The sequence below is a fragment of the Asticcacaulis sp. genome (assembly GCF_051954415.1).
Lineage (GTDB): Bacteria > Pseudomonadota > Alphaproteobacteria > Caulobacterales > Caulobacteraceae > Asticcacaulis.
On the sequence record NZ_JBQCHT010000045.1, the window covers coordinates 31173 to 55716 of the forward strand.

At 57.2% G+C, this 24544-nt stretch carries 26 protein-coding genes; 19 read left to right on the forward strand and 7 right to left on the reverse strand.

Going from position 1 to position 24544, the window contains the following annotated elements; genetic code table 11:
• Window positions 1–55: 55 nt before the first annotated feature.
• Both ACTHND_RS17085 and ACTHND_RS17090 read right to left on the reverse strand, forming a co-directional pair.
• Window positions 56–454, reverse strand: a complete 399-nt coding sequence (locus tag ACTHND_RS17085; protein ID WP_440179175.1) for a hypothetical protein — start codon at window positions 452–454, stop codon at window positions 56–58.
• Between the two features lie 98 nt (window positions 455–552).
• Window positions 553–654: a hypothetical protein gene (locus ACTHND_RS17090; protein WP_440179176.1), complete on the reverse strand. Its 102-nt coding sequence runs from the start codon at window positions 652–654 to the stop codon at window positions 553–555.
• Between the two features lie 466 nt (window positions 655–1120).
• Here ACTHND_RS17090 and ACTHND_RS17095 point away from each other — a divergent pair, with 466 nt between their 5' ends.
• The 5 genes from ACTHND_RS17095 to ACTHND_RS17115 all read left to right on the forward strand — a co-directional run bounded on the left by ACTHND_RS17095 (window position 1121) and on the right by ACTHND_RS17115 (window position 7690).
• Window positions 1121–1435 (forward strand): hypothetical protein, encoded by a 315-nt coding sequence (locus tag ACTHND_RS17095; protein ID WP_440179177.1) that lies wholly within the window; start codon window positions 1121–1123, stop codon window positions 1433–1435.
• A 256-nt stretch (window positions 1436–1691) separates the two neighbouring features.
• Window positions 1692–2450 carry an ImuA family protein gene (locus tag ACTHND_RS17100; protein ID WP_440179178.1) on the forward strand — a complete coding sequence of 253 codons (759 nt, stop codon included), beginning with the start codon at window positions 1692–1694 and terminating at the stop codon, window positions 2448–2450.
• 91 nt (window positions 2451–2541) lie between these two features.
• Window positions 2542–3885 carry a Y-family DNA polymerase gene (locus ACTHND_RS17105; protein ID WP_440179316.1) on the forward strand — a complete coding sequence of 448 codons (1344 nt, stop codon included), beginning with the start codon at window positions 2542–2544 and terminating at the stop codon, window positions 3883–3885.
• On the forward strand, window positions 3882–6617 hold the full coding sequence (locus ACTHND_RS17110) for an error-prone DNA polymerase (RefSeq protein ID WP_440179179.1): 2736 nt from the start codon (window positions 3882–3884) through the stop codon (window positions 6615–6617). The genes ACTHND_RS17105 and ACTHND_RS17110 overlap by 4 nt, the downstream gene beginning before the upstream one ends.
• 221 nt (window positions 6618–6838) lie before the next feature.
• Window positions 6839–7690 carry an SDR family NAD(P)-dependent oxidoreductase gene (locus tag ACTHND_RS17115; RefSeq protein WP_440179180.1) on the forward strand — a complete coding sequence of 284 codons (852 nt, stop codon included), beginning with the start codon at window positions 6839–6841 and terminating at the stop codon, window positions 7688–7690.
• 148 nt (window positions 7691–7838) lie between these two features.
• Here the strand turns inward: ACTHND_RS17115 and ACTHND_RS17120 are convergent, their stop codons facing one another.
• The gene (locus ACTHND_RS17120; protein WP_440179181.1) at window positions 7839–8861 is read right to left on the reverse strand and encodes a glycosidase; all 1023 of its coding nucleotides are present in this window, start codon (window positions 8859–8861) and stop codon (window positions 7839–7841) included.
• Between the two features lie 439 nt (window positions 8862–9300).
• The gene (gntA, locus tag ACTHND_RS17125; RefSeq protein ID WP_440179182.1) at window positions 9301–9996 is read right to left on the reverse strand and encodes a guanitoxin biosynthesis heme-dependent pre-guanitoxin N-hydroxylase GntA; all 696 of its coding nucleotides are present in this window, start codon (window positions 9994–9996) and stop codon (window positions 9301–9303) included.
• A gap of 227 nt (window positions 9997–10223) precedes the next feature.
• Between gntA and ACTHND_RS17130 the strand changes: the two genes are divergently transcribed.
• From ACTHND_RS17130 to ACTHND_RS17145, 4 genes are all read left to right on the forward strand, one after another.
• The gene (locus ACTHND_RS17130) at window positions 10224–10826 is read left to right on the forward strand and encodes a DUF1989 domain-containing protein (protein WP_440179183.1); all 603 of its coding nucleotides are present in this window, start codon (window positions 10224–10226) and stop codon (window positions 10824–10826) included.
• A gap of 11 nt (window positions 10827–10837) precedes the next feature.
• Window positions 10838–11377 (forward strand): MOSC domain-containing protein, encoded by a 540-nt coding sequence (locus tag ACTHND_RS17135; RefSeq protein ID WP_440179184.1) that lies wholly within the window; start codon window positions 10838–10840, stop codon window positions 11375–11377.
• A gap of 105 nt (window positions 11378–11482) precedes the next feature.
• Entirely contained in the window at window positions 11483–11791 is a 309-nt protein-coding gene (locus tag ACTHND_RS17140) for a hypothetical protein (protein ID WP_440179185.1), read from the forward strand.
• Window positions 11792–11801: 10 nt separating this feature from the next.
• Window positions 11802–12287 carry a hypothetical protein gene (locus ACTHND_RS17145; RefSeq protein WP_440179186.1) on the forward strand — a complete coding sequence of 162 codons (486 nt, stop codon included), beginning with the start codon at window positions 11802–11804 and terminating at the stop codon, window positions 12285–12287.
• Window positions 12288–12410: 123 nt separating this feature from the next.
• Here the strand turns inward: ACTHND_RS17145 and ACTHND_RS17150 are convergent, their stop codons facing one another.
• Window positions 12411–13538 (reverse strand): alpha/beta fold hydrolase, encoded by a 1128-nt coding sequence (locus ACTHND_RS17150; protein WP_440179187.1) that lies wholly within the window; start codon window positions 13536–13538, stop codon window positions 12411–12413.
• Between the two features lie 264 nt (window positions 13539–13802).
• Here ACTHND_RS17150 and ACTHND_RS17155 point away from each other — a divergent pair, with 264 nt between their 5' ends.
• Both ACTHND_RS17155 and ACTHND_RS17160 read left to right on the forward strand, forming a co-directional pair.
• Window positions 13803–14285, forward strand: coding sequence for a hemerythrin domain-containing protein (locus tag ACTHND_RS17155; protein WP_440179188.1), 483 nt, complete (start codon window positions 13803–13805; stop codon window positions 14283–14285).
• Window positions 14286–14452: 167 nt separating this feature from the next.
• Window positions 14453–16666, forward strand: coding sequence for a hypothetical protein (locus tag ACTHND_RS17160; protein ID WP_440179189.1), 2214 nt, complete (start codon window positions 14453–14455; stop codon window positions 16664–16666).
• A gap of 12 nt (window positions 16667–16678) precedes the next feature.
• Here ACTHND_RS17160 and ACTHND_RS17165 read toward each other — a convergent pair whose 3' ends face one another.
• Window positions 16679–17143: a BLUF domain-containing protein gene (locus ACTHND_RS17165; RefSeq protein WP_440179190.1), complete on the reverse strand. Its 465-nt coding sequence runs from the start codon at window positions 17141–17143 to the stop codon at window positions 16679–16681.
• Between the two features lie 272 nt (window positions 17144–17415).
• On the opposite strand from ACTHND_RS17165, the gene ACTHND_RS17170 reads away from it, so the two are divergent.
• The 3 genes from ACTHND_RS17170 to ACTHND_RS17180 all read left to right on the forward strand — a co-directional run bounded on the left by ACTHND_RS17170 (window position 17416) and on the right by ACTHND_RS17180 (window position 20040).
• Window positions 17416–18159 carry an SDR family oxidoreductase gene (locus ACTHND_RS17170; RefSeq protein WP_440179191.1) on the forward strand — a complete coding sequence of 248 codons (744 nt, stop codon included), beginning with the start codon at window positions 17416–17418 and terminating at the stop codon, window positions 18157–18159.
• A 209-nt stretch (window positions 18160–18368) separates the two neighbouring features.
• Window positions 18369–19034, forward strand: a complete 666-nt coding sequence (locus tag ACTHND_RS17175) for a DUF6766 family protein (RefSeq protein WP_440179192.1) — start codon at window positions 18369–18371, stop codon at window positions 19032–19034.
• A 79-nt stretch (window positions 19035–19113) separates the two neighbouring features.
• Window positions 19114–20040 carry an NAD(P)/FAD-dependent oxidoreductase gene (locus ACTHND_RS17180; RefSeq protein WP_440179193.1) on the forward strand — a complete coding sequence of 309 codons (927 nt, stop codon included), beginning with the start codon at window positions 19114–19116 and terminating at the stop codon, window positions 20038–20040.
• A 99-nt stretch (window positions 20041–20139) separates the two neighbouring features.
• Here ACTHND_RS17180 and ACTHND_RS17185 read toward each other — a convergent pair whose 3' ends face one another.
• Window positions 20140–20580, reverse strand: a complete 441-nt coding sequence (locus ACTHND_RS17185; RefSeq protein WP_440179194.1) for a GNAT family N-acetyltransferase — start codon at window positions 20578–20580, stop codon at window positions 20140–20142.
• 246 nt (window positions 20581–20826) lie between these two features.
• Between ACTHND_RS17185 and ACTHND_RS17190 the strand changes: the two genes are divergently transcribed.
• From ACTHND_RS17190 to ACTHND_RS17210, 5 genes are all read left to right on the forward strand, one after another.
• Complete coding sequence (locus ACTHND_RS17190) at window positions 20827–21189, forward strand: hypothetical protein (protein WP_440179195.1); 363 nt, start codon at window positions 20827–20829, stop codon at window positions 21187–21189.
• A 200-nt stretch (window positions 21190–21389) separates the two neighbouring features.
• Window positions 21390–22589, forward strand: a complete 1200-nt coding sequence (locus tag ACTHND_RS17195; protein ID WP_440179196.1) for a DUF2252 family protein — start codon at window positions 21390–21392, stop codon at window positions 22587–22589.
• Window positions 22590–23105 carry a DUF421 domain-containing protein gene (locus ACTHND_RS17200; RefSeq protein ID WP_440179197.1) on the forward strand — a complete coding sequence of 172 codons (516 nt, stop codon included), beginning with the start codon at window positions 22590–22592 and terminating at the stop codon, window positions 23103–23105.
• A 91-nt stretch (window positions 23106–23196) separates the two neighbouring features.
• Window positions 23197–23391 (forward strand): hypothetical protein, encoded by a 195-nt coding sequence (locus ACTHND_RS17205; protein ID WP_440179198.1) that lies wholly within the window; start codon window positions 23197–23199, stop codon window positions 23389–23391.
• Between the two features lie 83 nt (window positions 23392–23474).
• Window positions 23475–24506, forward strand: a complete 1032-nt coding sequence (locus tag ACTHND_RS17210) for a magnesium transporter CorA family protein (RefSeq protein ID WP_440179199.1) — start codon at window positions 23475–23477, stop codon at window positions 24504–24506.
• Window positions 24507–24544 lie beyond the last annotated feature (38 nt).

Here is a 24544-nt window from a genome sequence, read left to right on the forward strand (position 1 = left end):
ATGACCACACGTAGTCAATGCGCCAGGACGACGCGGAGAGCACGCCCACCGACAGCTACATACCGATGTCTTTTCTGGCGCCGACCGTGGTGACGATGAAACCGGCAAGCACGTCCAAGCCGCACATCACGACCAAAAGGAAAAACGCCGATGTGGCAAAGGCGGGGAGAAGCAGGAATTCAACGATCGCTAGAATCAGGACCAGCATACCCAGGACGTGATTAAGTATTGAACTATCGCTCGTGTTCGTCGATTTGAGCACTTCCAGGAACAGACAGCAAAGTCCCACGAGGATAACCAGGTCGCTGACGCTGACAATCCATTGGCCCTGGCCGACCGGCATTGGCAGGTGAAGCCACGGCGCGGCGAGAGTCTGGCCGTGCGTGAACAACAGACCGAAGGCGATCAGATTGTAGAGCGCAATCGGGACGATCATCAGCGGAAATTTACCCATGGCCGGTCCTTGTGGCGTTGACGTTCAGCCCAGTGAACACGAACCAAAATCAACGGGCAATACGGGCTTCACGCTGTGAAGAAGCTCGCCGGAACGGATCAAAGCGTTTTGATGTAGGCGCAAAACATGTCCGCCATTGCGTCCGCAAAGGCCGTGATCTCAGCCGGCGTGCGTGGCGCCTCTGAGAAGTCCTTCCCCACGGTGCTGAGGTTGTCATGACCAGATCACCGGCCAGGTCACGGTTGCGTTCCAATACGTCCGGGCGGCGGTTGCGTTTGGTCCTGCAAAATCTTACGCGGCCAGGTCGATGGACTGGAGTAACACGTCTTCTGCGGATCGGGTCGAGGAGCCAGGCGAATTCGACCAGTGACCGAACGACAGAAAGCCAATTTTCTTCACGCACATTTCCTACAACCGATAATGGCGATTTCAACGTCGATCTAATATGTATCTATTAGAGGTACATATGGACAGTTTCACCGGACATTCAACACTTACGGGCGATTTCACTGGAAGGGTCAGCCCTAAACAAGCCCCAAAAAGATTGGCAGGCCTGTTGCCGCTACCGCTGGCAACTGCTTGATAACCATGAAGCGCGCTTACGACACATTGATTCCTTATTAGGTTGACGGCATCAGTCATGCCCTCATCAACAGGCTAAGTAACATGCAGACGCATCCAGTTCTTATCGAGCGAGCAGTGGGCGCCACCTTGTGCGGCTTTTCGCGTGGCAAGCTGACCCCTGAGGAGGCCGCTTTGGATTTGTTCGAGCTTATCTCCGCCCAAATTAACGGTCGCACCCACTATTCCATGGCCGTCATTGGTTATTATATCCGTGCTATCTTGGCTGGTATGTCCAATCGGAAAATAGATTTACCGGACGCCTTCGACGCCTTTGTCGATGCGGCAGTCGCAGGCACGGAAGGACATTCGTCCGTGACCATCCGGCTTGCGCAACCTTTATCCAGCGCTCGCCACTAATCCCCCTCCGCCTGCCCTGAGTGCTCAGCATACAGGTACATGGCAAAAAAAATTTGGGGCTGCGGATTCACAATCTAACCCTCTGGCAAAATTGCGAAATCCACGCGGCTATAGCCAAATTACGGTGACGAATCGGCTCGTGTCGCCATCAGACCCATCTTGACTCTTATTTCTTTCAAGAACAAAAAGAGAACTTATTTCATCTTTTGTCCCGTTTTCCATACTTTCCGGATGCACGGAAAGGAGTTGCGCCCCCATGTCTTCTGTCCAAGGCACCAAATTGTCGGCACTGCGCGAGCAGATCGAAGGCATGGAAGGTGTGCTTGCGCGGTCGCGGTCGGTCCTGCCTTTTGGTGTACCGGAGATAGACAATAAGCTGATAGGCGGCGGGCTCGCCCGCGGAGCGCTCCACGAGATCGCCGGCGGTTCCAATGGTGCTATTCATGGCGCCGCCGCGATTTCCTTCGCGGCCGGCATCGCCGCCCGCGCCAATGGTCCGGTTCTTTGGTGCTATACCCAGCCCGATCTATTCACGCCGGCATTGGCAGCATCCGGCTTATCGGAAGACCGGGTCGTCTTTTTCGAGGCCGGCAACGAAAAGGCCTTGTTGAGTTGCGTCGAAGATGCCCTGAAACATGGCAGTGTGGCAGCTGTCGTGGGCGAAGTCGCCAACATTTCCCATGTTCAGTCGCTCCGTTTGCAATACGCCGCTGAGAGCACACAGACATTGGCGCTATTAGTCAGGCGGTGGCGTCGTCATGTCGATGCCAGGGATTTCGGTCGCGATACCGCCGCCTTTACCCGGTGGCGTGTCACCGAAGTCAATTCAGTGCCCCTGCCGGTGCGCGGGATAGGGCGACCGCGCTGGATGCTGGAGTTGATGCGAACCCGTACCGGACAAAGTGCAGATTTTGAAATTGAGGCGTGCGATGACAAGGGTTTTGTCGCTGTACCTGCCAACATGGCCGACCGATCGGCTACGTCGGGCGTATGGCAATTCCGCGCCGCCCAGTGACGCGCCACTTATCTTAAAAGGGTCCGATGGCCGGCGCCGCGTCATCACGGCGCTCGATGATAATGCGCGCCGTCTTGGTCTTTATGTCGGAATGCCTGTGGCCAAGGCTGAAGCACTGATATCGGGCCTGACGATCCTGGATGCCGAGCCCGAAGCTGACGCCATTGCATTGGAGAAATTGGCGATATGGTGCTTGAAGCGATATACCCCGTCGGTGTCGACGGATCCACCGAACGGTCTGGTACTGGATGTCGACGGCGCTGCTCACCTGTACGGGGGAGAGCAAAGCCTAATCACCGACGCCATATCTCGCTTGGCCGATCTTGGTATTACGGCTTATGCCGCCTTGGCTGACAGCTGGGGAGCGGCGCATGCGCTCGTTCGTTTTGGCGGTCAGTCTTCGATTATAGTCCCAAGACATGAAACGCCGAACGCGATTCTGAAGTTGCCGATCGCCGCTCTGCGCTTGCCGCGCGATACGATCGAAGACCTTGTTCTGCTTGGCATCGACACAATAGGTGAACTGGCCGCCAAGCCACGGGCACCTTTGGCGCATCGTTTTGGACAGTCGCTGTGGCGGCGGGTCGACCAGGCTTGCGGTCGATTGCCAGAACCCATCGAGCCGGTGGATGCACCGGAGCTCATTCGCGTCCAGCGTATCTTTGCCGAACCAATCGGTGCCCCGGAAACCCTTGAGAAATATACCCGGCGTCTGGTGGACCAGATGTGCGATCGCCTGGAAGACGCCGGCCTGGGCGCGAAGCGGCTGGACCTTCATTACGTCCGTGTCGATAACCGCATCGAAACGACCTTCATCGCCATGGCCAAGCCGGTTCGTGACAAAAAGCGTCTGGCGCGTTTGCTGTGCGACAAGATCGAGACGGTCGATCCAGGCTTCGGCATCGAGAAGATGACTTTGGTGGCCGCTTGCGCCGAACCCCTGGTGCCACGCCAACAGGTGGCTTCGTTCAGTGAAGCCCCCAGACCTGATATTGAAGAACTCTACGACACCATCGACAATCGCTATGGTCCCGGTCGTCTCTATCGCGCTGTTTCTGTAGCTACCGATATCCCTGAGCGTGCCGTCAAGCGTCTCCCGCCCACGTCTATGGAGACCGGTTCCCGACGTAATGCGGGCTACAAGCGGCCAGAACGCTTGATCCGGCCAGAGCTTATCCAGGCTCTGGCCGTCATGCCCGACCATCCGCCCAAGGCCTTCACCTGGCGCAAGGACCGCTATCATGTCGTCGCGGCTAACGGACCTGAGCGCGTGAAGGGGGAATGGTGGCAGACGGACGCCGAAGGCGGCAAGGTCCGGGACTACTTTATCCTGGAAGTAGATAGTGGTGAGCGTTTCTGGGTCTTCCGTGCCGGCGATGGCCAGCATGACGGGACCGGCTCCCTGAACTGGTATTTGCACGGTCTGTTCAGATGACCGGTTATGTCGAACTTCAGTGCGCTTCCTATTTCTCCTTCCTGCGCGGGTGCAGCGCGCCGGACGAGTTGTTCGTGCGCGCCAAGGAACTGGGTATGGAGGCCCTGGCCATCACGGACCAGAATAGCCTGGCCGGTGTGGTGCGCGCTCATGTGGCGGCGGAAGCGACCGGCGTGCGCCTGATCATCGGCTGTCGTCTGGTCCTGTCCGACGCCACGGAAATTCTCGTCTATCCAACCGATCGCGCGGCTTACGGCCGACTGTCGCGCATGCTGTCCGTTGGCAAGTCACGGGGAGGGAAGGGGAAGTGCGAACTCGACTGGCAGGATGTCGAGGATTTCAATGAAGGCCTGATCGGCATACTTGTGCCTGACGTCGCGGACGACGCCTGCGCGGCAATCTTGCGCCGCTTCAAGCGCATCTTCAGTGATCGCGCCTACATGTCCCTGGCCTTGCGCCGCCGGCAGGATGATCATCTCCGCCTGCATGGCCTATCGAACCTGGCCACGCAGTTGCGTGTCCCGACGGTCGTTACCAATGACGTGCTCTACCACGTCCATACCAAGGACCGGTTGCATGACGTCGTCACCTGCATCCGCAACAGGTGCACCATCGATACGATGGGTGATCTTCGCCATAAGTACGCCGATCGTTACTTGAAGACACCGGAAGAAATGCGAAGGCTTTTCGCGGATTACACCGACGCCTTGAATCGGACTCTTAGGATTGCCGACCAGTGCCGCTTTAGCCTGTCCGAACTGGAGTACCAGTACCCAGAAGAAAAACAGGTTCCGGGTAAGACAGCAATTGCGACCCTCAAGCATCTGGCCTGGGCCGGCGCCAAGTGGCGCTATCCCGAAGGGGTGCCGAAGAAGGTCATAAACCTCCTGAGGCACGAGCTACAACTCATTGAAAAGCTTGGCTATGAGCCGTACTTTCTCACCGTCAACGCGATCGTGCAATATGCCCGCTCGAGAGACATCCTATGCCAAGGCCGTGGCTCGGCTGCCAATTCCTGCGTCTGTTTTGTCCTCGGCATCACTTCGATCGATCCCGAGCGCAACGACCTATTGTTTGAGAGGTTCATCAGCGAGGAACGGCGGGAGCCGCCTGACATCGATGTCGATTTCGAGCATCAGCGTCGCGAGGAAGTCATGCAGTGGGTGTTCAACACCTATGGCCGAAGCCATTCGGCCCTGACTTCGGTCGTCTCGCGCTTTCGTACCCGCATGGCCATGCGCGACGCGTTAAAAGTGTTGGGTTTCCCTGAAGACACCATCAAGACCTTGGCCAAGAACATTCGCTACTGGCACTCGGCCGGGTGCCCGCCGGAATTGGCGGAAGAATTGAACCTGAATACCAGTGACCGACGCTTGCGCCTGGCCTTCGAGATTCATCTGGAGCTGCTCAACATGCCGCGGCAATTGAGCCAGCATCCGGGCGGCTTCGTCCTGACGCACGACAGGCTCGATGAGTTGGTGCCGATCGAGCCGGCGAGGATGAAAGACAGGCAGGTCATTGAGTGGGATAAGGATGATATCGATGCGGTGAAGTTCATGAAGGTCGATTGCCTGGCACTGGGCATGATGTCCTGCATGAAGCGGTCCTTCGACATGTTGGCCGAGCACAAGAATATCAATGTTGATATTTCGACAATCCCGGCCGAAGACCCCAGGACCTACGCCATGATCCGGCGGGCGGATACGCTCGGTACCTTCCAGATCGAAAGCCGGGCGCAGATGGCCATGTTGCCACGGACCAAGCCGCGGACATTTTATGACCTGGTAATCGAAGTGGCGATCGTCAGACCCGGACCGATCCAGGGTGACATGGTCCATCCTTATCTGCGACGCCGGGAAGGGAAGGAGCCGGTGACCTATCCAAAGCCGGAATTGGAAAACATTCTGGGCAAGACGCTGGGGGTGCCGTTATTTCAGGAGCAGGCGATGCGGGTGTGCATCGAATGCGCCGGCTTCTCGCCCGGCATGGCCGACCAGATGCGCCGTGCGCAGTCGACATTCAAGATGACCGGCGGCGTCACGCGGTTTCGGGATGCCATCATCGAAGGGATGATCGAGAATGGCTACCCGCAAGACTATGCCGAGCAGCTGTTCAAGCAACTTGAGGGCTTCGGCAGTTATGGTTTTCCTGAGAGCCACGCGGCGTCCTTCGCCCTGATCGCCTATGCCTCCTCCTGGATGAAATGCCACCATCCGGATGTCTTCTGCGCCAGCCTTTTGAACTCGCAGCCAATGGGCTTCTATGCCCCGGCCCAGATTGTCCGGAACGCCATCGAGCATGGCGTCGAAGTCCGGCCGGTCTGCGTCAACAACAGCCGGTGGGATTGCACGCTTGAGCCGCCGACAAGGCCGGGCCGGCTAATGGCGGTGCGGCTGGGATTGCGGATGGTCAACGGTATACGCAGCAAGGATGTCGGTGATTTACTGGGCGCGCGCGCCGATGTGCCGTTTAAGTCGATACCTGATCTGTGGAAGCGCAGCCGGACCACGGTCGCCACGCTTCGGCGGCTAGCCAAGGCCGATGTCTTTTTGCCGGCATTCAGGCTCTCGCGGCCGGATGCCCTGTTCGCCATCAAGGCATTACGGGACAGCACCTTGCCATTGTTCGACAGTCTTACCGATAGGGAAGGCCATTCTGTCAACGAACTCAATGAGCCGCCTGTGCGGCTTAAGCCAATGACGGACGGTGCCCAGGTTGAAGTCGTCCTTTAAAATTAGCCGGATGATACAGAGTGCACGGTAGCAGGGTGGGTGTAAGGACTTCGCGCGGTTGACGAGTCGGGAAATTAAAAGGCTGTAAGGCGTTTGCATCCTTTGCTCACGCCTTACAGCTTTCGACACCCACAGGAATCCGATCCTTGTCTGCCAGAGGCTAGAGTTCGCCGATCCGGCGAACATCACTGCGCGACCGTGCGCGCTTTCGAGGACATCTCATGGACACTAACAATACGACGCAGATGCGATATGACGGCAGCCCGACGGGGCGCCCCCTGGCACTCGTAACCGGGGCCTCCTCCGGTATCGGGTACGAACTCGCCATACAATTCGCTAAGAATGGCTACGACTTGTTCATCGTCTCCGGTAGTGAGGGGATCGAGCGCGCCGCCGACCAGCTGAAGGATTTCAACATCGATGTGAAGGCGGTGCGCCATGACCTGACGCAGGAATCCGAAGTCGACGCTCTGTGCGATGATTTACGCGCGACCGGTCGTCCGATCGCGGTGGCCGCGCTGAACGCCGGTGTCGGTGTGGGCGGAAAGTTCTTCGAGACAGACCTGTGCAAGGAATTGGATCTGATCAAGCTCAATATCCTGTCGACCGTGCACGTCGCCAAGCACCTCGTGCAATATATGATCGAGAAGGGCGAAGGCGGTAAAATCCTGTTCACGTCCTCGGTTGCGGCAGGGGCACCTGGGCCCTATGAAGCGGTGTACGCGGCATCCAAGGCGTTCATCCAGTCTTTCGCCCTGGCGCTGCGTCACGAGCTCAAGGAGAAGGGCATCCAGGTGACGTCGTTGCAGCCTGGGCCGACAGATACCAACTTCTTCCACCGCGCCGATATGGATAATACAAAGGTCGCGGTTTCTGAAAAGGATGACCCGGCTGAAGTCGCCAAGGATGGCTTCGACGCCTTGATGTCTGAAAAGGACCACGTCGTCGCGGGCTCAATGAAGAACAAGATGATGACGACACATCTGATCCCCGACGCGGTCAAGATTTCGCAACACGCCGATATGGCGAAGCCTGGCGGCGCTTCGAATGTGCAGGGCGGTCCGAAGGATTAAGGAATACAGAGCTTCATGGACTTTGGCTCAGGGCAGTACGCTAACGCGTGTTTAACCTTCGGTGACCGCCTCGCGGCTGTCCTGCGCCGGCCTTGACCTAATGTACCGACGCAGGTCGTGCTCCATCTGATTATAATGGACGCCGATTTCAGAATGCCGATTTCGGAATGTGGGTCATGCGGCACGCCAGGTCCGCTTCCCCGGACGCCACGATATAATGGTCGCCGGCATCCGCGATTCCGGTACTGAAAACGACATCCCGGACATACATCTGATGCTCCAGCGGACGCGTGAGTTCCGGACTAGCCTCAATCAACGGTGCGGAGCCGGAACGCAGGATCTTGCTTGGGTCGTTACGATCCATGATAGACCAGTAGGTTCTGTAGATCCCCACGATTTCCTTTGGCTCTACGCCATGCCAAAGGCTCAACCAGCCTTCGTCGGTTAGAATAGGCGGCGTACCGCCGCCCATTCGGGCCGTCGCAACGGTACCGGAATGCGGACGGATGCCCGGCCTCAGGCACGGTTTCCAATACAAGGCGTCCTTTGAAGTAGAGAGGTTTATCGACGGACCGGCGCGCCATTCGCTACCAGGCGGGTAGGCAAAATAAAGGTCGCCGAGCGGGCGGGTCTGCGCCCAGTATTCGCCGTCGATCTGTCCCTCGAAGATCAGCATGTCCTTGTTCTGGTGGTCGAGGACGATGTCCGCGAACTCGAAATCGAGACCGTTGTTTGACGTGTAGAGAGTGGTTGAATGGCGCTCTGGAGATACGGAGCAGGTCGTCATCAACCAGCGATCGCCAACCTTGGAAACGCGCGGGTCTTCGACACCGTAAACCTGCAGGCTATTCTGGGGCGCGATCGCCTTGTCATAGTGAATGGCAACGCGTTCCAGGCCGTCCGGTGTCAGTTCGACGGGCAAGATCCATGATAAGGAGGTCAGGGCCATGATCTTCCAGCCTCCGCCCTGCAACAGGAATTTGCGGGGGTCGGCGGTATTGGCATGCTCCAGCGGCCATGCGTCCAGTACGTATTTTCCCGTCTCATCCCACCGTATGGCATGAACAAAATTATTGACTATGGGGCTGCGCAAGGCCTCGGCTATGCGCACGAAGATAACCAAATTGCCGTTCGGAAGGCGGGTCATACCGGGGTTGAAGGCGCCGAGCACATAGGTTTCCGCATCGAGATGACCCGATAAGGGAGACCTGGATAGATCTATATCGTCCGGCGTCAGGACCAACCTGTCAACAGCATATGATGACGATGCACTGGACTGCAGAGCGGTTTGAGTGTCGGGCATGGGGCACCGGTTGAATTGGAGCGAGCGCGTTTCAGGTTTAAAAACGAATGCCACCCTACCAGTGCCGGCGTAAAAAGCGGGGGCGGTTGCCGAATCCAGAAATCAATAAAAGGTAAGTCGGCACTTGCGTGCGGAACAGTAACGCGCGCCTTCTAAAAAAAGGCCCTGTCTGAAGTCGCAAGAAAAGCCTTCGATCACAGTGTCCAGGCACCGCGCTTCTCGCCCGAAAGGACCTGAATGGCGCGGCACCAGCCCAGGGCAAGCAGAACAACGAAGGGCAGGGCGGCCAAGCTGTCCAAGGCTACGCTCATGCGTGGACCCGTTGGAACGGACATTTCCAATCGGACCCGACATGACGGCCGCTGTATTGGCTGGCCTCGGACGTCTCGCCGAAACGCGCCAGCATGGGGTTCTCGATGCCGGCCAAGGCGATGTCGCGTTCGATTATGCTTTGGCGCAGGGTCTCGTAGCGGCCTTCCTTACGCAATGTCTCGAACTGGTCATGCGCGTTGAACACCATAACAGGCATGTCGAATTGGCGGGCCGGTCGGCTGGCCGCGGGATGCAGGCCGACGACAAAAAACGCCTCGCCGGCAAAACTCAGTGAGAAGTTCGGATCATCGACGTCGGCACTGACCCGTGGGTCATATGTGTGCCCAGCCTGTGCGTCCAGGCGCTCAAAGGACTGAATGCGGCGCCACATGGCAGATTCGAACTGCTCTTCGGTCAACGACTCTGCCGTGTCGAACAGGACGACAAAGCTTTGGAATGGACCGGGCGCCGCCCTATAGGCATTGGCAAAATCGCGCAGGCTCTGATAGATAGTCTGGTCATCGCGGGGACACCGAATATCACCGACCGTCAATATTTGCATTCGCTGGCGCGCCAACGCGGACTTGGCACCGACACACGGAAACGCCTTGTTCCTGATCCTGGCTTCGAATTTTGCGACGAGGTTAGCGTCAGCTTCGCGCTCTTCTTGAGCATCAATTTGTATAAACACGTCACACCTTCCTGATGGGGTGTGCAGTCTATCGGGATGCGGATAAGTTCACCGCCCGGTTAGCGTCCGGGTGACACAAACGTCACGTAAGTCGTTTCAGGAACAAGATTTTTACGAAACCGGCGTCTGTCGCAACATCTTTGCGTGTTTATTATATTCTCCGCGCATTTCGGTATCTCCCTTTTCCCCATCGCTTTCCTACTGTCCTGAACAAATTAGGGAGCACCATGATGGTCATTGAAATTTCGCCAAGATCCGGAACCGCCTTTCTGCTCAAGAAGGGCCAGCGGCTGCGGGTCATCGATCCGCAGGGTGAACAGGTCTCGGACATGCTGGCCTTCAATGCCAATGATACGGATGAAGTCATCTCGTCCGGTCGGACCCTCGACTATGCTTCAAAGCTTTTTCTTACTGTCGGGGATCCGCTCTACTCCAATCGCTCAAACATCATGCTCAAGATCGTCGAAGACACCGTTGGTCGCCACGATTTCCTTCTGACACCCTGCTCGGAGGACACGTTCAAGATTATCTATGGCGACGAGCACCCGCACCACGGCTGCTTCGGCAATCTGTCGCATGCGCTCGAGCCTTACGGGATTAAGCCCGACCAGATTCCCGTCGCCTTCAACATCTTCATGAATGTCCAGGTTAATGGCGAGACCGGTGAACTGAAGGTCGACCCGCCCAAAAGCAAGGCGGGCGACCATATTCTCTTCGAAGCGCAGATGGACCTGATAATGGCCCTTACCGCATGCTCGGCGCTGCAGTCCAACAACTACGCCTTTAAGCCCATCCATTATGCTGTCGAAGCGCAGCCCGCCGATGCCTGACAGGCCGGACCATGCCAAAGGTAGCTGAAATTCTGATTGCGCGCGGCGACGGCTTCGTCACGGAAGTGACGGGCGAGGTCATGCTACAGTTCGGCGGTTTCGTCGGGGACCGGCATTTCGGGCCGACCCGTCCGTCGTGTTCCCGCACACCCTGGCACCCCAGAGGCACGCCCATCGCCAACACGCGACAGATTTCGATCGTGTCGCTGGAAGAGTGTGCGGTTGTGGCAGCTGAAATGGGCGTCGCCCGCGTCTACCCATCGTGGCTCGGTGCCAACCTGGCGACCAAAAATATCGCCGATCTCAGCGCCTTGCCGCCCTCGACGCGTATACTGTTCCCGTCCGGCGCGACGCTGTTCATCACGGAGGAAAACGTTCCCTGCAAATATCCGGGAAAGGTCATCGCGCAGGAATATGGTCATCCGGAACTCGCCGGATCGTTTGTCAAAGCGGCGCTGCATCGGCGCGGGTTACTGGCGCTGGTCGAGCGGGAGGGGCTCGTCAACACGGACGATAAGCTCAAACTGATCATGCCGCGCCCACGCCCCTGAGGCTGTCGCGGGCAGGCCAAATACATTCATTACATTTTCAGCGCCTGAAGCGCGCTGCATTTCGATCCGGTCTGATCCTAGTCTGGTTTTGAAAGGGGAAGCCATATGCCTTTGTCTGTAAAACCGCTGCCGCAATCCGATACCAATTCTGAAGCCGAAGAAGCCTTGAAGACAGAGGATCGTCTGGCGCAATTCGTCCGTTCCGAAATCGACCGCGCGCTGCGCGATGTGGATCGCCGAAAAATGCTTGCCAGTGCCGAACTGGAAGCGCAGGCGCGACGAGCTTCCAAGCGTATTGTGTCTTCAGGTTACCGCCTTGAACGGTCACTTCACGGTGCGCCTTTACCTGTCGTGCCGGTGACCATCGGTCTGGCGATAATTGGTGCGGCTCTCGTTCTCTCACACCGATCCTAGGAGAAAACATATGACCGATCCTCGTACCGTTGAGCATTCACCTGAAGCCGCTGCCTTCCAGGGCGGCGATCGTGTTCCGTCGATTACCCCTCAGGGACAGGCCCTGAACCAGTCGATAAGCGAAGCTGACCGCGTGACCGCTGTCCCCAAGACAGGTGGTGCGGACGGACAAGAATGGCAATCCGATGCTGCCGATGCTGGGAATAACGAGGTGGGTGGTTACGGGGTTGAAGGCCCGGAAAACTTGCCGGGCAGTCGCGCGCATGAAGGCGGCGATCCCACCCTTGACGGCGATGCGCAATATGGCGCGTCTCCCATCCGTGCTGCGCGTTACGACGAAAATCACGAAGCCAATGCCGATATGGCGGACGGAAAGGCTCGGTCGGGGCACCACGGCGCACAGGCGCGGTACCCAAACAGCCAGGATCAGGTCAAGGGACCTTCTGGACACGATGAGCAGCAACAATCCCGCGACCTGGCAAAGAACGGGCGTTAAGAGCGCGCGTTTTCCTGGCTAAGCAGACGCTTGGCAGCCTCGTATCATCATGTTCGGCGCTGGCCGACCTGCGGCGCCGGTTGAGCGCCTGATCCGCCCTTTGATTTCGCCCGTGCCGATGAATCAAGCCAGAAACACGGAGCGTGCGAAACGTGCGATCTCCTCATTATAGATCTCGTGCTGCTCGAGAAAGCCCATATGATTGGCTCCCGCGATTTCATGAACAACGGCGCTGGGCGTCTGAGCTGCAAGCTCGTAACTTTTCTCAGCGCGGGTAAGAATGTCGATCTTGCCGGCAAGGATAAGGACAGGTGCCTCATGCTGTCCAAGGGCGCGGCTCGCATCCCAACGAAACATGGAGAGATTGCCCTGAGCCTGGTGGCCTGGCGAGTTGCGCGTGCTCAGAAGGGTCGTGTGCCCGAGCTGGCTGCGCGTGACCGACTTGCCGAAGGCGATACGGTTTGCCAAGTGTGCCGAGCCGCTCAGATAGCTCTGCCAGGCGCTTAGCCACGCTAACGGAGTCAGCCATCTGGTTAGGCGCATCATGGGTTCGATCAAGGCGAACCGGAGCGCGACAGCCAGTGGTTCGAGGATCATGGCGTGCAGCGGATTTCTATAGGTCGTGTTGAGCAGGACCACGCCGGCCACATGTTTGTCAAAAAGCGCGGGAAAGTCGCGCGCGAAGGTTTGGGTTGTCATACCGCCGATACTGTGGCCAACCAGCACGGCCTTGTCCTGTCCAGACCAAGCGATGATGGCGGCCAGATTGCTCGCAAATTCTGACAGGTGCACACCGTTGGGACCCGGACGCGATTTACCTGTACCGGGCAGGTCCCAGACAATGACCTGAAAGTCCTTCGACAGGTCGCGTTTACTATAGCCCCAGATCGTGCTGTCCATGCCCCAGCCATGGGTAAGGACCAGACACGGCGCGCCGGGATTGCCGTGACGCTCGACATAGAGGGAGGCGCCGTTGGCGCCGGTAATAATTGTTCCATCGCCGCGCGCACTATTGAGCGGGTCCGTATCCGATCGGGCAAGCAGTGCTTTGAGAATGAACCCGCCCAGCGCCGACCAGGTGAACAAGCCTATAGCGGTCCATAACCGCCAGTCATCCCGGACATGGACAAGGCCGCTGACCGTCCGGACCCACTCGCCATCAAACCACGTCCAGGCAAGATAAGCGGCGGCCACAAGGATGAAAAGGGACAGGCAGGATGTGAAAAAACGGACAATTAAAATGAGGGGCATACAAAACCTTGTTGCGGCTGGTGATCGTGAAGTTCACCCGTTTAACCGGCATAAAGTGGTGCACATAAGATTTCAGTGGGTGTTGTCCGCCCGAACGTAATGAGGCTATCCGTGGATCGGGTTTCGGTATAATTGCGAATAAAACGCAATAACAAACAGGGACTTATCGAGTCATTATGCCTGGCCCTCATAGTGGCATGTCAACCTTATGCAGGCTTCGTCAAGGTGAACCTCATCTGTCTTCCACACACATGAGGCTTTCCAATGGACATCTACAAGTATCTGAAAAAAGACCACGACAAGGTTGCGGAGCTGATGGAACAGGTCATCGCCACCAAGGATCTCGGCGAGCGTCAGGCGCTGTTCGAGACGATCAAACTGGAGCTTTCGCTTCATGCCGATACCGAAGAAAAGACCTTCTACAAGGCCATCGATGATGCGACCCGAAGCAAGGCAGTCGAAGAAAAGGTCGAGCATGCCAACGAAGAGCATGACGAAATCCGCGAGTACCTCGGTAAGCTGACCGAAACGCCGCTCACCGACGAGCTGTGGATCGAGACCTTCGGCGAATTCAAACACTCGGTCGCCCACCACGTCGAAGAGGAAGAAGGCGACATTTTCGAAAAGGCCAAAAAGTATCTGAGCCATGACGAGGCCGTCCAATTGGCCAAGGATATGGATGCCCTCAAGAAACAGGCAAAGAAGGAAATGGCTGTCTCCGAACCGGCACCGCTTCCAGCCGAATAATCGGCCAATCAGATGATCGCGCCGCCACAGACATGTGGCGGCCTTTTTATTTGAACGTAGGCAGGTCGAGCTTCCTGCGCCCTACGGACGACCAGTCCCCGCGCCGCCGCCGCCGATATCGACCTGTCCTGCTTCCCCATTTGATTTGCAATACCAGGAGAAGATGCTTGACTTCCGCTCTCAATGCCCGGCCCGACCATCCAGGTTTCACCTCCGAGACGATGGCGGTCAAAAAAGATTTCAGCCAGAGCTTGCCGGTTCTCGAGAGCTTCAGGCTAGGTAACCTGACGGTCGAAGCCCAACCCGGGCGTGACACGCTTTGGATTGTCGTGCGCCGCCCCGGCCAGGGTGCGATTGCACTGCGTACCAACCCATGGCCTGGACCGTACGAGCTGAAGCTGATCGAAAAGACCAATGTGAGGGCGCTGTGGGAGAACAAGGCCAGTGTCGGAACGTGGACCATAGACCTGAGCTTTCATGAAGACCGGGTACTAAAACTCAAGGTGACCCTGGTCCCCGAGGTAGATCTGTTGCTCAATTTTTGGCCCCGCGATGTGTTCGTCCTGGACAATGACGACAATCCGCTACTCGCGCGTGGTCGCGTCGAGGCGGCTCAGCGGGGCGTAAATGCCGGCATCTGCTATTTCTGCCTAGAACAGCCTTTGTTCGGTAATGTGCTCTATGCGCAGAACCTCACGTCCCTCAACGCCTACTATAACGAAACGCGGACAAAGCCGGACGGCGTCGTCGGCGGAGAGTGGCCCGAGCTTGGCTACCAGCCGCCGACGGGCCCGTTGGCCAAGGATCCGCCGGTCCATCCGCTCAAGACAGGCGAAGAGGTGGTCGTTTCAGATGCGATCCTGACCTTCAGCACCGGCTGTGCGGATTCGGAAATCGACAACGCCCGCAAATTCATCGAAATGCTTGCCACCGTGTACCCGTATCTGGATCGACCCGAGGCAGAGTTTCATGACTGGCGCGATCGCGCCAGGCGGACGATCATAGACCTTGAGACGTCGCCCGACGCCAGCATCCAGCATTACGGATACAAATATCTGCATCCGTACGTCGCTGCGGAATATCCTGACAGCATGGTGCAAATGACGGTACTTTCAACTCTGCGCGAGTATGAACTGGCCTGGGGCAAGCAGGGAACCCTAAGCGACGATTTGGCCCAGGGTATCGGTCGCTTTTACGATGCAAAGCTAGAATCGATCCGACGCTATCTGCCGAACGTCGGCGATGACAAGAACGCCGATGCGGTGGATTCCTGGTATCTCTACCATCCGCTGATGAACCTGGCGCGACTTGCCAAGGCCGGCGACAAGAAAGCTGAAAAACTCTTTAGAGATTCTCTAGGCTTTGCCGTCAAGGCGGCCCGGCATTTCAAGTATAAATGGCCCATTCAATATAACATCACGGATTTCTCGGTCATCACAGAGGCCCGTAAGCCGGATGGTCTCGGCCAGACGGATGTGGGGGGCATCTATGCCTATGTCATGCTGCAGGCGTGGGAGCTGACTGGGGACGAAACCTATCTGGATGAGGCCCGGGCCGCGCTCCACACCCTGAAGAACGAACGTTTCGAACTGGCGTACCAGACGAACCTGACCGCCTGGGGAGCGGTGGCCTGCCTGAAACTCTGGGTGATGGACAAGTCGTCGGACTATATGGATCAGAGCCTGGCCTTTGTGGCGAGCTTCCTGCACAACTGCGAACTGTGGAATTCCGAGATTGGCTTTGCCGGTAAATACACAAACTTCTTCGGGGTTACGTGCCTGCACGATGCGCCCTATCTCGCTGCGTACGAATGTTTTGAAGCCTTCGCGGCGTTCGATGAATATCTGCGTATTGGCGGCGAGGAAATCCTGCCGGCAGTGAAGCTCCTGCTCAGTGAGTATCGCCGCTACGCGCTGGACTTTACCTGGTATTTCTACCCCGACGCCTTACCGGACGAAGTGATCGCCAAGGAAAATATACGTAACGGTCATATCGATCGCGCCTTGTCGTTCCCCTTGGAAGACCTGTATGGCGATGGCCAGCCTGCGGGTCAGGTCGGCCAGGAGATCTATGGCTGCGGCGGCGCTTTCATCTTCGCGTCGCGGGCCTTCCATTCGTGCGGTGAAGCGCCGTTCACAGTTTTTGCTGATTACCCGATTGATATCACACCGATTGATCCGAACAGCGCTGAAATACGCGTGCTTGGGCCCGCGCCACTGCGGGGTCGTCTGCGTCTGCTTCAGAATGGCCGCACAGAGCTGCCACGCATCCACGTCGTGGACAAGGACACGGGCAAAACCGTCTCCGCACGAATGCGTGGCGACGATTTCCGTGACTATGACGTCCGCGCCGATGATCGTCTGGTCGTCACCTGGTCCTGACAGTCTACGCCGCTATACCGGATCGTGGGTAGCGATGCCGACGACACGCTCTTTTTGGCGCGCCGTCTCGAAGGCCAGAAGGTCGAGTGCAAGCGCGACCACCGTTGCACCCGTCAGGACACCGAGGTCAAGATCACCCGCTATACCGTGGCGGGCATAAACCGCCTGGGAGTCTGCTGAACGGACATATCCGCCCATGGCCCAGTCCGTAAATGCACGTGCCTCTATGGATTTGTCGGCGACGACCGTCAGGTCGCGATGTCGTGGATCGCCTTTGATGCGTTCCAATGTCCGATGGACGCACTGAAAGTCGCCTTCAAGTATCTGCAGGAAATGGGACTTGTCGAAGATCAGGAAGCCGGTAATGCCGTCGCGACTATTGTTGATCTCTGACGTCTGAAGGATATTTCGAACCGTACTCAGGGCGCCGGAATCGCCGGGGACGTATTGGCTATGATAAATCAATTGGGTCAGCATGGGGGATCCTCGTTCGGCGATACTTTCACTATGGCTTGAACTGGTTACCAAAGCGCTCGACCGCCTCCACTTATTCAAAGATAATCGACCGGGGTCTCTTCAATACGCGATCCGACTTCTCCCCGCCCCTATGCCAAATAGGCGCTGTCCCACCGACATGCTGCATGGAAAAAGGGGATTCCGTCCAGTTTACAGGCATTTCATTCTTACAATCTGGTCCGTAATTTTAGGTGTTTGGCGCATTTAGATTCCAGCAGCTCAAGGACATGAATATGACCGTCGACCAAACATCTCTGCAAGGCAAGCGTGTCCTTGTATCCGGTGGCACGACAGGCATTGGCCGGGCGACGGTAGCCCAACTTGCTCAGGCCGGGGCAGTGGTCCTGACGTTCGGGCGTCACGAGGCCGAACTTCAGGATTCGCTCGAAAATGCCCGAAAGGTTTCCGAGACCGTGTACGGCCTGGTTGCTGATGTGGCGACCAAGGATGGCATTGCAAAGGTGTTCGCGGCCGTTGACAGCCAACTCGGCGGGCTTGATATCCTGATCGCAAATGCCGGTCTGAGTGTTGAAGGTGCGCAGGATCTTCCAGACGACGAATGGCGGAATGCCGTGGAGACCAATTTCGTCGGCTATATCGCCAGCGCGCGCGAAGCGATTATGCGGTTTCGCAATTCGGGTAAGGGACACATCGTATTTGTCGGCTCTATCAGCGCAGAAGCGCAGTCGCCCGGCACCAGCGTCTACGCCGCCACGAAGGCGGGTATTGAGACCTATGCCAAGACCCTGCGCAAGGAAGTCATGGACGACAACATCAAGGTGACGCTCGTCGAGCCCGGATCGGTAGGGGCCGACATGCAGGAGAAAAGCCCGGAGGAGCAACGGGAGGCGATAGCCGAACATGAAATGCTCTATGCCGAAGAATTGGCGGATACGATTCTATTCGCCCTTACAAGGTCACCGAGGACCGACGTCTCTGTCCTCCGGGTCGAGCCCAGGGTGCAGAAACGGGGTTGACCTATGTGCCGTTCACATTTCCCAGCCGCAAGTGAGCAATGGGGCCATGGATTCCCGGCACTTTCCGGCCAACAGCCTCCAGTATTCGCTCGCATTTGGAACGGCTGGAGTCGCTCTGGCAAATGGCGGGGCACGGGTCGGCCGGGACAAAAAGGCCGTCTTCACCTTAGCCAGTACTACGATGGAAGGTGTAGAGGGAGATTGTGAAAATGGCAGCTTCGAAGCGGCGCGGGTTTCTTTATCGCAACGGACTTTCGATCTTCGCAGTGGGATTCTTCCTGATTTTTTGGGCCGCCCAGGCAATCACCGGCTGGCTAGAACATAACGATGAATTGCAGGAGAAAGGAGCCGCGGCATTGACATTCGGCGCCTACCTCACGAGCGGCAGTTTTGCCGAGGTGACGTTTGAAAATTGGGAGAGCGAATTCCTTCAAATGTTCCTTTACGTCCTTGTCACGGTGAAATTACGCCAGGCGGGGTCGTCGGAATCGAAGGCGCTTGATCGGCCTAAAGACGTCGATGCAGAGCCGAAGCCAGGCCCAAACGCGCCGTGGCCCGTCAAAAGGGGCGGATGGGTGCTGACGCTCTACAAACGCTCGCTCAGCCTGGCGTTCCTGTTCCTGTTTCTCGCCAGTTTTGGCCTCCACGCGTGGGGGAGCTATCGGGATTACGTCAATGATCAGCAACTGAAACATGAAGTGCCAAAGGCGTTCATGGCATTTCTGGGCGAGCCACGTTTCTGGTTCGAGTCCTTTCAAAACTGGCAGAGTGAGTTTCTTGCCATCGCGTCGATCGTCCTGCTCTCCATCTGGCTCAGGCAATTTGGATCCCCGGAATCGAAACCGGTCGACATGCCGCATTCCGAGACCCCGTGAGCAGTCGATCTCTTGGTATCTACGGTAAATTCTGCGGCGCCCACGCGATGCGCGGTTACTGCCTTAGGCGCGAGGACGAATGGTGATTGACTTAAAGAGACTATATGATTGTGTTGTGATCGGCGGCGGGCCAGGCGGTCTCACGGCAGCACTTTATCTTGCCCGTTTCCGGCGCAAGGTCCTGGTGATTGACGCAGGTGAGAGCCGAGCCGCCCTGATCCCCGTTTCCCACAATTTTCCAGCGTTCCCACATGGCGTGACAGGGGCAAGTCTGCTGGCGCGCCTTCAAGAGCAACTTGCGCCCTATGACATCGATACGCTTAAGGGCACAATGACAACGCTGGCCCGGAAAGACGATCGCTATAGTCTCACTACAGAAACCGGCGAGACGATCCATGCGCGCACTGTTATACTGGCAACAGGTATTTCCGATCTCGGCATGTCCGGGGCGAACTGGCGTGTGGGGATCGAGTCAGGCGGTATCCGGCTCTGTCCGGTTTGCGATGCCTACGAGATTATCGACCAGGACGTCGCCGTCATTTCCAGGACCGAGCACGGTGCATCGCACGCGCTACATTTGCATGATTACACCAACCGTCTGACCCTCTATCACGTCGGCGACGAAGCCGCCTTTGGCGCGGACGATGCAGCGCGCCTTGCGGCCGCCAATATCCCGGTCATACACACGGGCAACGCGACAGTCGAGGTCGACCCTAACGGGCGCGCTGCCGTTCGATGTGCGGGCAATACCCGGGCCTTCGACGCGATCTATCCAATGTTCGGCTGCCACCCGCGCAACGGTCTCGCTAAAGACCTAGGCGCACAGTGTGATCCGGAAGGCAAACTGGTTACGGATATGTATCAGGAAACCACCCTCCCGGGCCTTTTTGCGGTAGGCGATGTTGTCAGCGGGCTGAACCAAATCAGTGTTGCCGTCGGCCAGGCGGCAATTGCCGCCACGCATATTCACCAAAACTTGCGCGAAACCGCTCGCTTGAACGTGTAGGCAAATATGTAAGCGCACTGGCGCGATTATCTTAGTTCACTGAAGTCGCACAGGCGAGGGAGCGAACGGAAACGGATGGGCCGCATAGGTCCATAAGCCTCATGCCAGTTGAGTCGACATATATATACCCCCTTCAGCGTCTGTACCGTCTGGTATGGGCAAATGGCGAACCGGTTCGGGCACGTCACCGTCATCCCGGACCTTCCAACCCAGATGCTCAAAGAAACTCTTTGCTGACTCCGTTACAGCCCAAATCTCGCGGACGCCTGCATGTCTGAGTTTACCAGCCGCCAGGCTGATCAGTCCCGCGCCATATCCCTGGTCCTTGTAGTCCGGCGTGACCAGAATGGATCGAAGAACGGCTACGGCTCCATATTGCTCGACACCGATAAAGCCGGCCGGCTGGCTCGCAGGTCCCAAACGCCAATATGTCTGGCGCTCGGCTTTCATCCTGCTGAGTTTCAAATGTTCGGAATGGAGAGCGCTCTTTAGCCCGGGGTCGGTTGGTTCTATTTCAAAGAATTCATTGAACGCGATCATCCTGGTCCTCTGTGTAGGGTGGCTTTTACGTATCTGTCCGGTTAGCTGACCAGACCCCAAACTGCGGTTAAAGTCTGCGGGTAACGCCGTAAGGAAGCGATGCAATCGAAAGCGGGTTCGCATTTGGGTGGAATAATAGGCTTGGCTTCCACACACCACGCCATATGACGTTCTCATTTCTCAATCGACCATCCGTATCGTTTGCTGACGAAGCTTCTGGAAAAACGAAAATGAGAGGAGTTTCTCATGATCATAGAAAGCAGCGCCAAAATTGTCCGCGCCGAGATCGCCAAGCGACTGATCGCCTACAAGCTGACGCCGGAAGACCGGATCGGTGCCACCTGCGACGTGATCGAATACCTGGCGCTGCGGATGCGTGAGCCGTCGGATGTCGATGTGTTCAACCTCGCGGTTTTTGTTCAGCGCGAACTGGACTTATTCGACGATAGCGATGGCAATTACACTCAGACGGTCGATACGCTGGCGGCCCTGGCATTTTCAGTCAAATTAGGGAGCGCTGCGTTCTACCAAGCCATCTCAAGGCTTTCGGAATGTTTTGAAAAACGGGCACGTGCCAAGGCGAGCCATGGCCGGCGGACCGAGGGTTAATTTGGCGTCGACCCTATTAGGGGAGGGATTATGTTTCAGCTGAAAATGGACGCGATCCCGCCCAAAGGGCACAATTACGCTCGATAATCCAATGGATTGGCTTACGAAGCGCTTACCATTTCGTCCGTACTCACCCTTTCTTACTTATGACGCCTACAGCAGATTTTCCGTTCGCCACCTAGGCGCGTGCGGAAACCGGAATGAGAAAAAAAAGTATTGAGTGGACCTCGGTGGAAGACCGGGTAGAGGTGCTGACGGATCGGCGCCGGAAAAAAATGGCAAGATCTGCCCATGCCTATGTCCGGGGCAGTACAGCCAAATTTTATGAATGGCTTGAGGGCGGTGCGACCTCGATACCAAACGGACCACCCATCTGGATTTGCGGGGATTGTCATATCGGTAATCTGGGCCCGATAGCCAACGCGAAAGGCGATGTTCATATCGAGATCAGGGACCTCGATCAGACCGTGATCGGCAATCCGGCGCATGACCTGATCCGACTGGGTCTGTCCCTGGCGAGCGCGGCGCGCGGCTCGGACCTGCCGGGCGTAATGACGACCCTCATGCTCGAGGCACTGATAGATGGGTACGAGGTCGCCTTCGATGAAGGCCAGGTTCCGGACGAGGATGTGCCGGCTGCCGTATCGGAGGCCATTCAGCGGGCGCTCAAGCGGCAATGGAAGCAGTTGGCTGATGACCGGATTGACGGTCAACCGGGAATTCCCCTCGGGAAAAAATACTGGCCTCTGACCAATGATGAGCGCGAGGCCCTTACCGAACTGTTTGAAGATGAAAAGGTTCGGCGCCTGGTAACCGCGCTCCGTTCACGCGACGATGAAGCGCGTATCGAAGTTCTTGATACGGCTTTTTGGGTCAAGGGCTGCAGCAGCCTAGGAAACGTCCGGTACGCAGCGCTGATACGCGTCGGCGGCGAGACGGGTGAACTGTGCCTGATGGATGTGAAAGAGGCTGTCACTGCTTTGGCGCCACGCGATCAGAGCGCAAAGATGCCGCGCGACAACGCACAACGGGTGGCGGAAGGCGCCTGGCACCTGTCACCGGCGCTTGGCGACCGGTTACTGCCGGGCAGGGTGTTAAAGCATTCCGTGTTCATCCGGGAATTGATGCCACAGGACCTGAAGTTCGAAATTGAACACCTTACGTCCGAGGAGGCGGCCCGGGTCGCCCGTTATCTCGCCCTGATCGTCGGCAGGGCGCACGCACGGCAAATGGACGCGGCGACACGGCGAAGCTGGCAAAGCGAATTGCGCCGCAATCGCACGAAAACACTGGATGCCCCGTCATGGCTGTGGACCAGTGTCGTCGATCTCATCATGGCTCACGAAGGCGCCTATCTTGAACATTGCCGGCGGTTTGCCAGGCTGGAGGAGGAGACCTGAATGGATCATCTCTTTTTCGACGGCTGGGCCCCCTTGCTACGCGTATTCGTCGTGGGCCTGGCCTCTTATGCGGCCCTCATAGTCATGCTCCGCCTGTCCGGCAAGCGAACCCTCTCGCGAATGAACGCCTATGACATGGTCGTCACCATGGCGCTGGGATCCATACTCACCAAGGCCATGCTCACCCGTGACCAATCCATTGCCGAGAGCGTCCTGGCGATTTTTCTGCTGATCGCTTTCCAGTACGGTCTTTCAGTCGCCGCGTGCCGGTGGCCTTGGTTCCGAAATCTTGTAACGGCCACCCCAACAGTCCTTTACCACGATGGCATGTTCCTGGACTCCGAACTCCGCCGTGAACGCGTCACGCGACCTGAAATCGAAGCCGCGGTTCATGAGAAAGGCATACCGGGCATGGATGGCGTGTCGACAGTCATACTCGGATCCAACGGTCAATTCAGTGTGCTGCCAAAGGACCCGAGCAAACCGACGGTGTTAGGTAACACTCAGGCCGTCTAGGCGCGCTTATGGAAAATTTGCCAGGAAGCATGCACGTCGGGATGTCATTCACCGACTGTGTTTCATATGACGGCTGGCGAAGGAGCCCCTCATGCAAAATGCTGAATCGTTGTTAGTGATGCCCACGAGCGCTCAGCTTCTGGAGCGTATGATGGCGAGCGCGGACCGGCCCGACAGATTGATTCCCGCTATCGACATGGTCACCTTCATCCGTCCGACACACTCGATCGATGGGGATGGGTTGTCCGGTTGCGAAAATCACGAGGCCACCGTGGAGGTGGCATAGGAAAAAGCCGCGGACATGGCATCCTGGCACATGGGCGTGGTTTCCAAATTGACAAAGATTAGGTCGAAGGGCCTGAGGGCGCGATGAGCAGCAGTGGTCGTGCGAATTCGCACAAAAAAGGCGCTAAGGGCACTCAGGCCCACCAGCCGCGTAGCGGAGCCAAGGGCAAATCGGAATTGCGCATCCTCCTCTACAATGCGGCGGGGCATGACGAAGACATCGAGGGGCAAGTCCTCGATTTTGCCCAGTTGAACGCGTCGCAGTTGCTGTGGATTTCGGGCAGCGTTGCGGAAATTGTAAAACTGAACGGATTGCCCGACGAGGTCAAAGCCGCAGTAACGGCGGAGGCTGGCACGGCCAATCTAGAGATTTACGACAACTGTTATCGCTTTTTTGTGCCCAATCCCAACCTACGAACCCAACCCGAGACGCCATTACTATTCGTAGTCAGCCCCCTATGCCTGATTACGGTAGCGACGGGGCGCGCGGAATTCATGGACAGGTTCATTGAGACAGACCGGGGAGAGAGCCTGAACGGCAAGCTCACGGCGTCGGCGCTGGCAGCGGCTCTCCTCTCGGAAATACTGGACGATTACCGACTGGCCATCGCCTCTATAGACCGCGAGATTGACAAGCTTGACGAAGGTATTTTGAGCGCGCGCGAAGCCAAGGAGCCGCTGAAAAAGCTTGCGATTCTCAGGCGCCAGGTCTCGAAGCTCCGTGCGGCGATAGGTGAAACGGGGAGTACTGTGCATGCCCTTACACGGCCTGACTTCTTTGCCCATATTGAAGGTTCTGACCACTGCTATTTCGAGGCAGTTTCTCGCACATTGGATCGTCTCGACGACAGCGTCGCGCGAGCGCGCGAGACCATAGTTGGTAGTTTCGATCTGTACACCACACGAGTGGCGCAGGATACCAATCAGCTGGTCAAGGCGCTTACCATCGCCACTGTCGTAACCGGCGTCATCGGCTGCGCGGCAGGCGTCTTCGGAATGAACTTCGACACGCCTTTCTTTCATTCCGGGATTTTCGGATTCGCAATCGTTACGGCCGCGATGGTGATGGCGTCGATCATTATTATCAGCGTTGCCATATGGCGGCGGTGGTTCTAACGCACCGGGGGCAAGAGGTCTTGCGAGCGAATCCAAAG

Excerpts from the sequence above, each read along its gene's own strand:
- ACTHND_RS17085 (WP_440179175.1), bottom strand. The coding sequence starts at position 454 with ATGGGTAAATTTCCGCTGATGATCGTCCCGATTGCGCTCTACAATCTG.
- ACTHND_RS17095 (WP_440179177.1), top strand. The coding sequence starts at position 1,121 with ATGCAGACGCATCCAGTTCTTATCGAGCGAGCAGTGGGCGCCACCTTG.
- ACTHND_RS17100 (WP_440179178.1), top strand. The coding sequence starts at position 1,692 with ATGTCTTCTGTCCAAGGCACCAAATTGTCGGCACTGCGCGAGCAGATC.
- ACTHND_RS17105 (WP_440179316.1), top strand. The coding sequence starts at position 2,542 with ATGCCTGTGGCCAAGGCTGAAGCACTGATATCGGGCCTGACGATCCTG.
- ACTHND_RS17110 (WP_440179179.1), top strand. The coding sequence starts at position 3,882 with ATGACCGGTTATGTCGAACTTCAGTGCGCTTCCTATTTCTCCTTCCTG.
- ACTHND_RS17115 (WP_440179180.1), top strand. The coding sequence starts at position 6,839 with ATGGACACTAACAATACGACGCAGATGCGATATGACGGCAGCCCGACG.
- ACTHND_RS17130 (WP_440179183.1), top strand. The coding sequence starts at position 10,224 with ATGATGGTCATTGAAATTTCGCCAAGATCCGGAACCGCCTTTCTGCTC.
- ACTHND_RS17135 (WP_440179184.1), top strand. The coding sequence starts at position 10,838 with ATGCCAAAGGTAGCTGAAATTCTGATTGCGCGCGGCGACGGCTTCGTC.
- ACTHND_RS17140 (WP_440179185.1), top strand. The coding sequence starts at position 11,483 with ATGCCTTTGTCTGTAAAACCGCTGCCGCAATCCGATACCAATTCTGAA.
- ACTHND_RS17145 (WP_440179186.1), top strand. The coding sequence starts at position 11,802 with ATGACCGATCCTCGTACCGTTGAGCATTCACCTGAAGCCGCTGCCTTC.
- ACTHND_RS17150 (WP_440179187.1), bottom strand. The coding sequence starts at position 13,538 with ATGCCCCTCATTTTAATTGTCCGTTTTTTCACATCCTGCCTGTCCCTT.
- ACTHND_RS17155 (WP_440179188.1), top strand. The coding sequence starts at position 13,803 with ATGGACATCTACAAGTATCTGAAAAAAGACCACGACAAGGTTGCGGAG.
- ACTHND_RS17165 (WP_440179190.1), bottom strand. The coding sequence starts at position 17,143 with ATGCTGACCCAATTGATTTATCATAGCCAATACGTCCCCGGCGATTCC.
- ACTHND_RS17170 (WP_440179191.1), top strand. The coding sequence starts at position 17,416 with ATGACCGTCGACCAAACATCTCTGCAAGGCAAGCGTGTCCTTGTATCC.
- ACTHND_RS17175 (WP_440179192.1), top strand. The coding sequence starts at position 18,369 with ATGGCAGCTTCGAAGCGGCGCGGGTTTCTTTATCGCAACGGACTTTCG.
- ACTHND_RS17180 (WP_440179193.1), top strand. The coding sequence starts at position 19,114 with ATGGTGATTGACTTAAAGAGACTATATGATTGTGTTGTGATCGGCGGC.
- ACTHND_RS17185 (WP_440179194.1), bottom strand. The coding sequence starts at position 20,580 with ATGATCGCGTTCAATGAATTCTTTGAAATAGAACCAACCGACCCCGGG.
- ACTHND_RS17190 (WP_440179195.1), top strand. The coding sequence starts at position 20,827 with ATGATCATAGAAAGCAGCGCCAAAATTGTCCGCGCCGAGATCGCCAAG.
- ACTHND_RS17195 (WP_440179196.1), top strand. The coding sequence starts at position 21,390 with ATGAGAAAAAAAAGTATTGAGTGGACCTCGGTGGAAGACCGGGTAGAG.
- ACTHND_RS17200 (WP_440179197.1), top strand. The coding sequence starts at position 22,590 with ATGGATCATCTCTTTTTCGACGGCTGGGCCCCCTTGCTACGCGTATTC.
- ACTHND_RS17205 (WP_440179198.1), top strand. The coding sequence starts at position 23,197 with ATGCAAAATGCTGAATCGTTGTTAGTGATGCCCACGAGCGCTCAGCTT.
- ACTHND_RS17210 (WP_440179199.1), top strand. The coding sequence starts at position 23,475 with ATGAGCAGCAGTGGTCGTGCGAATTCGCACAAAAAAGGCGCTAAGGGC.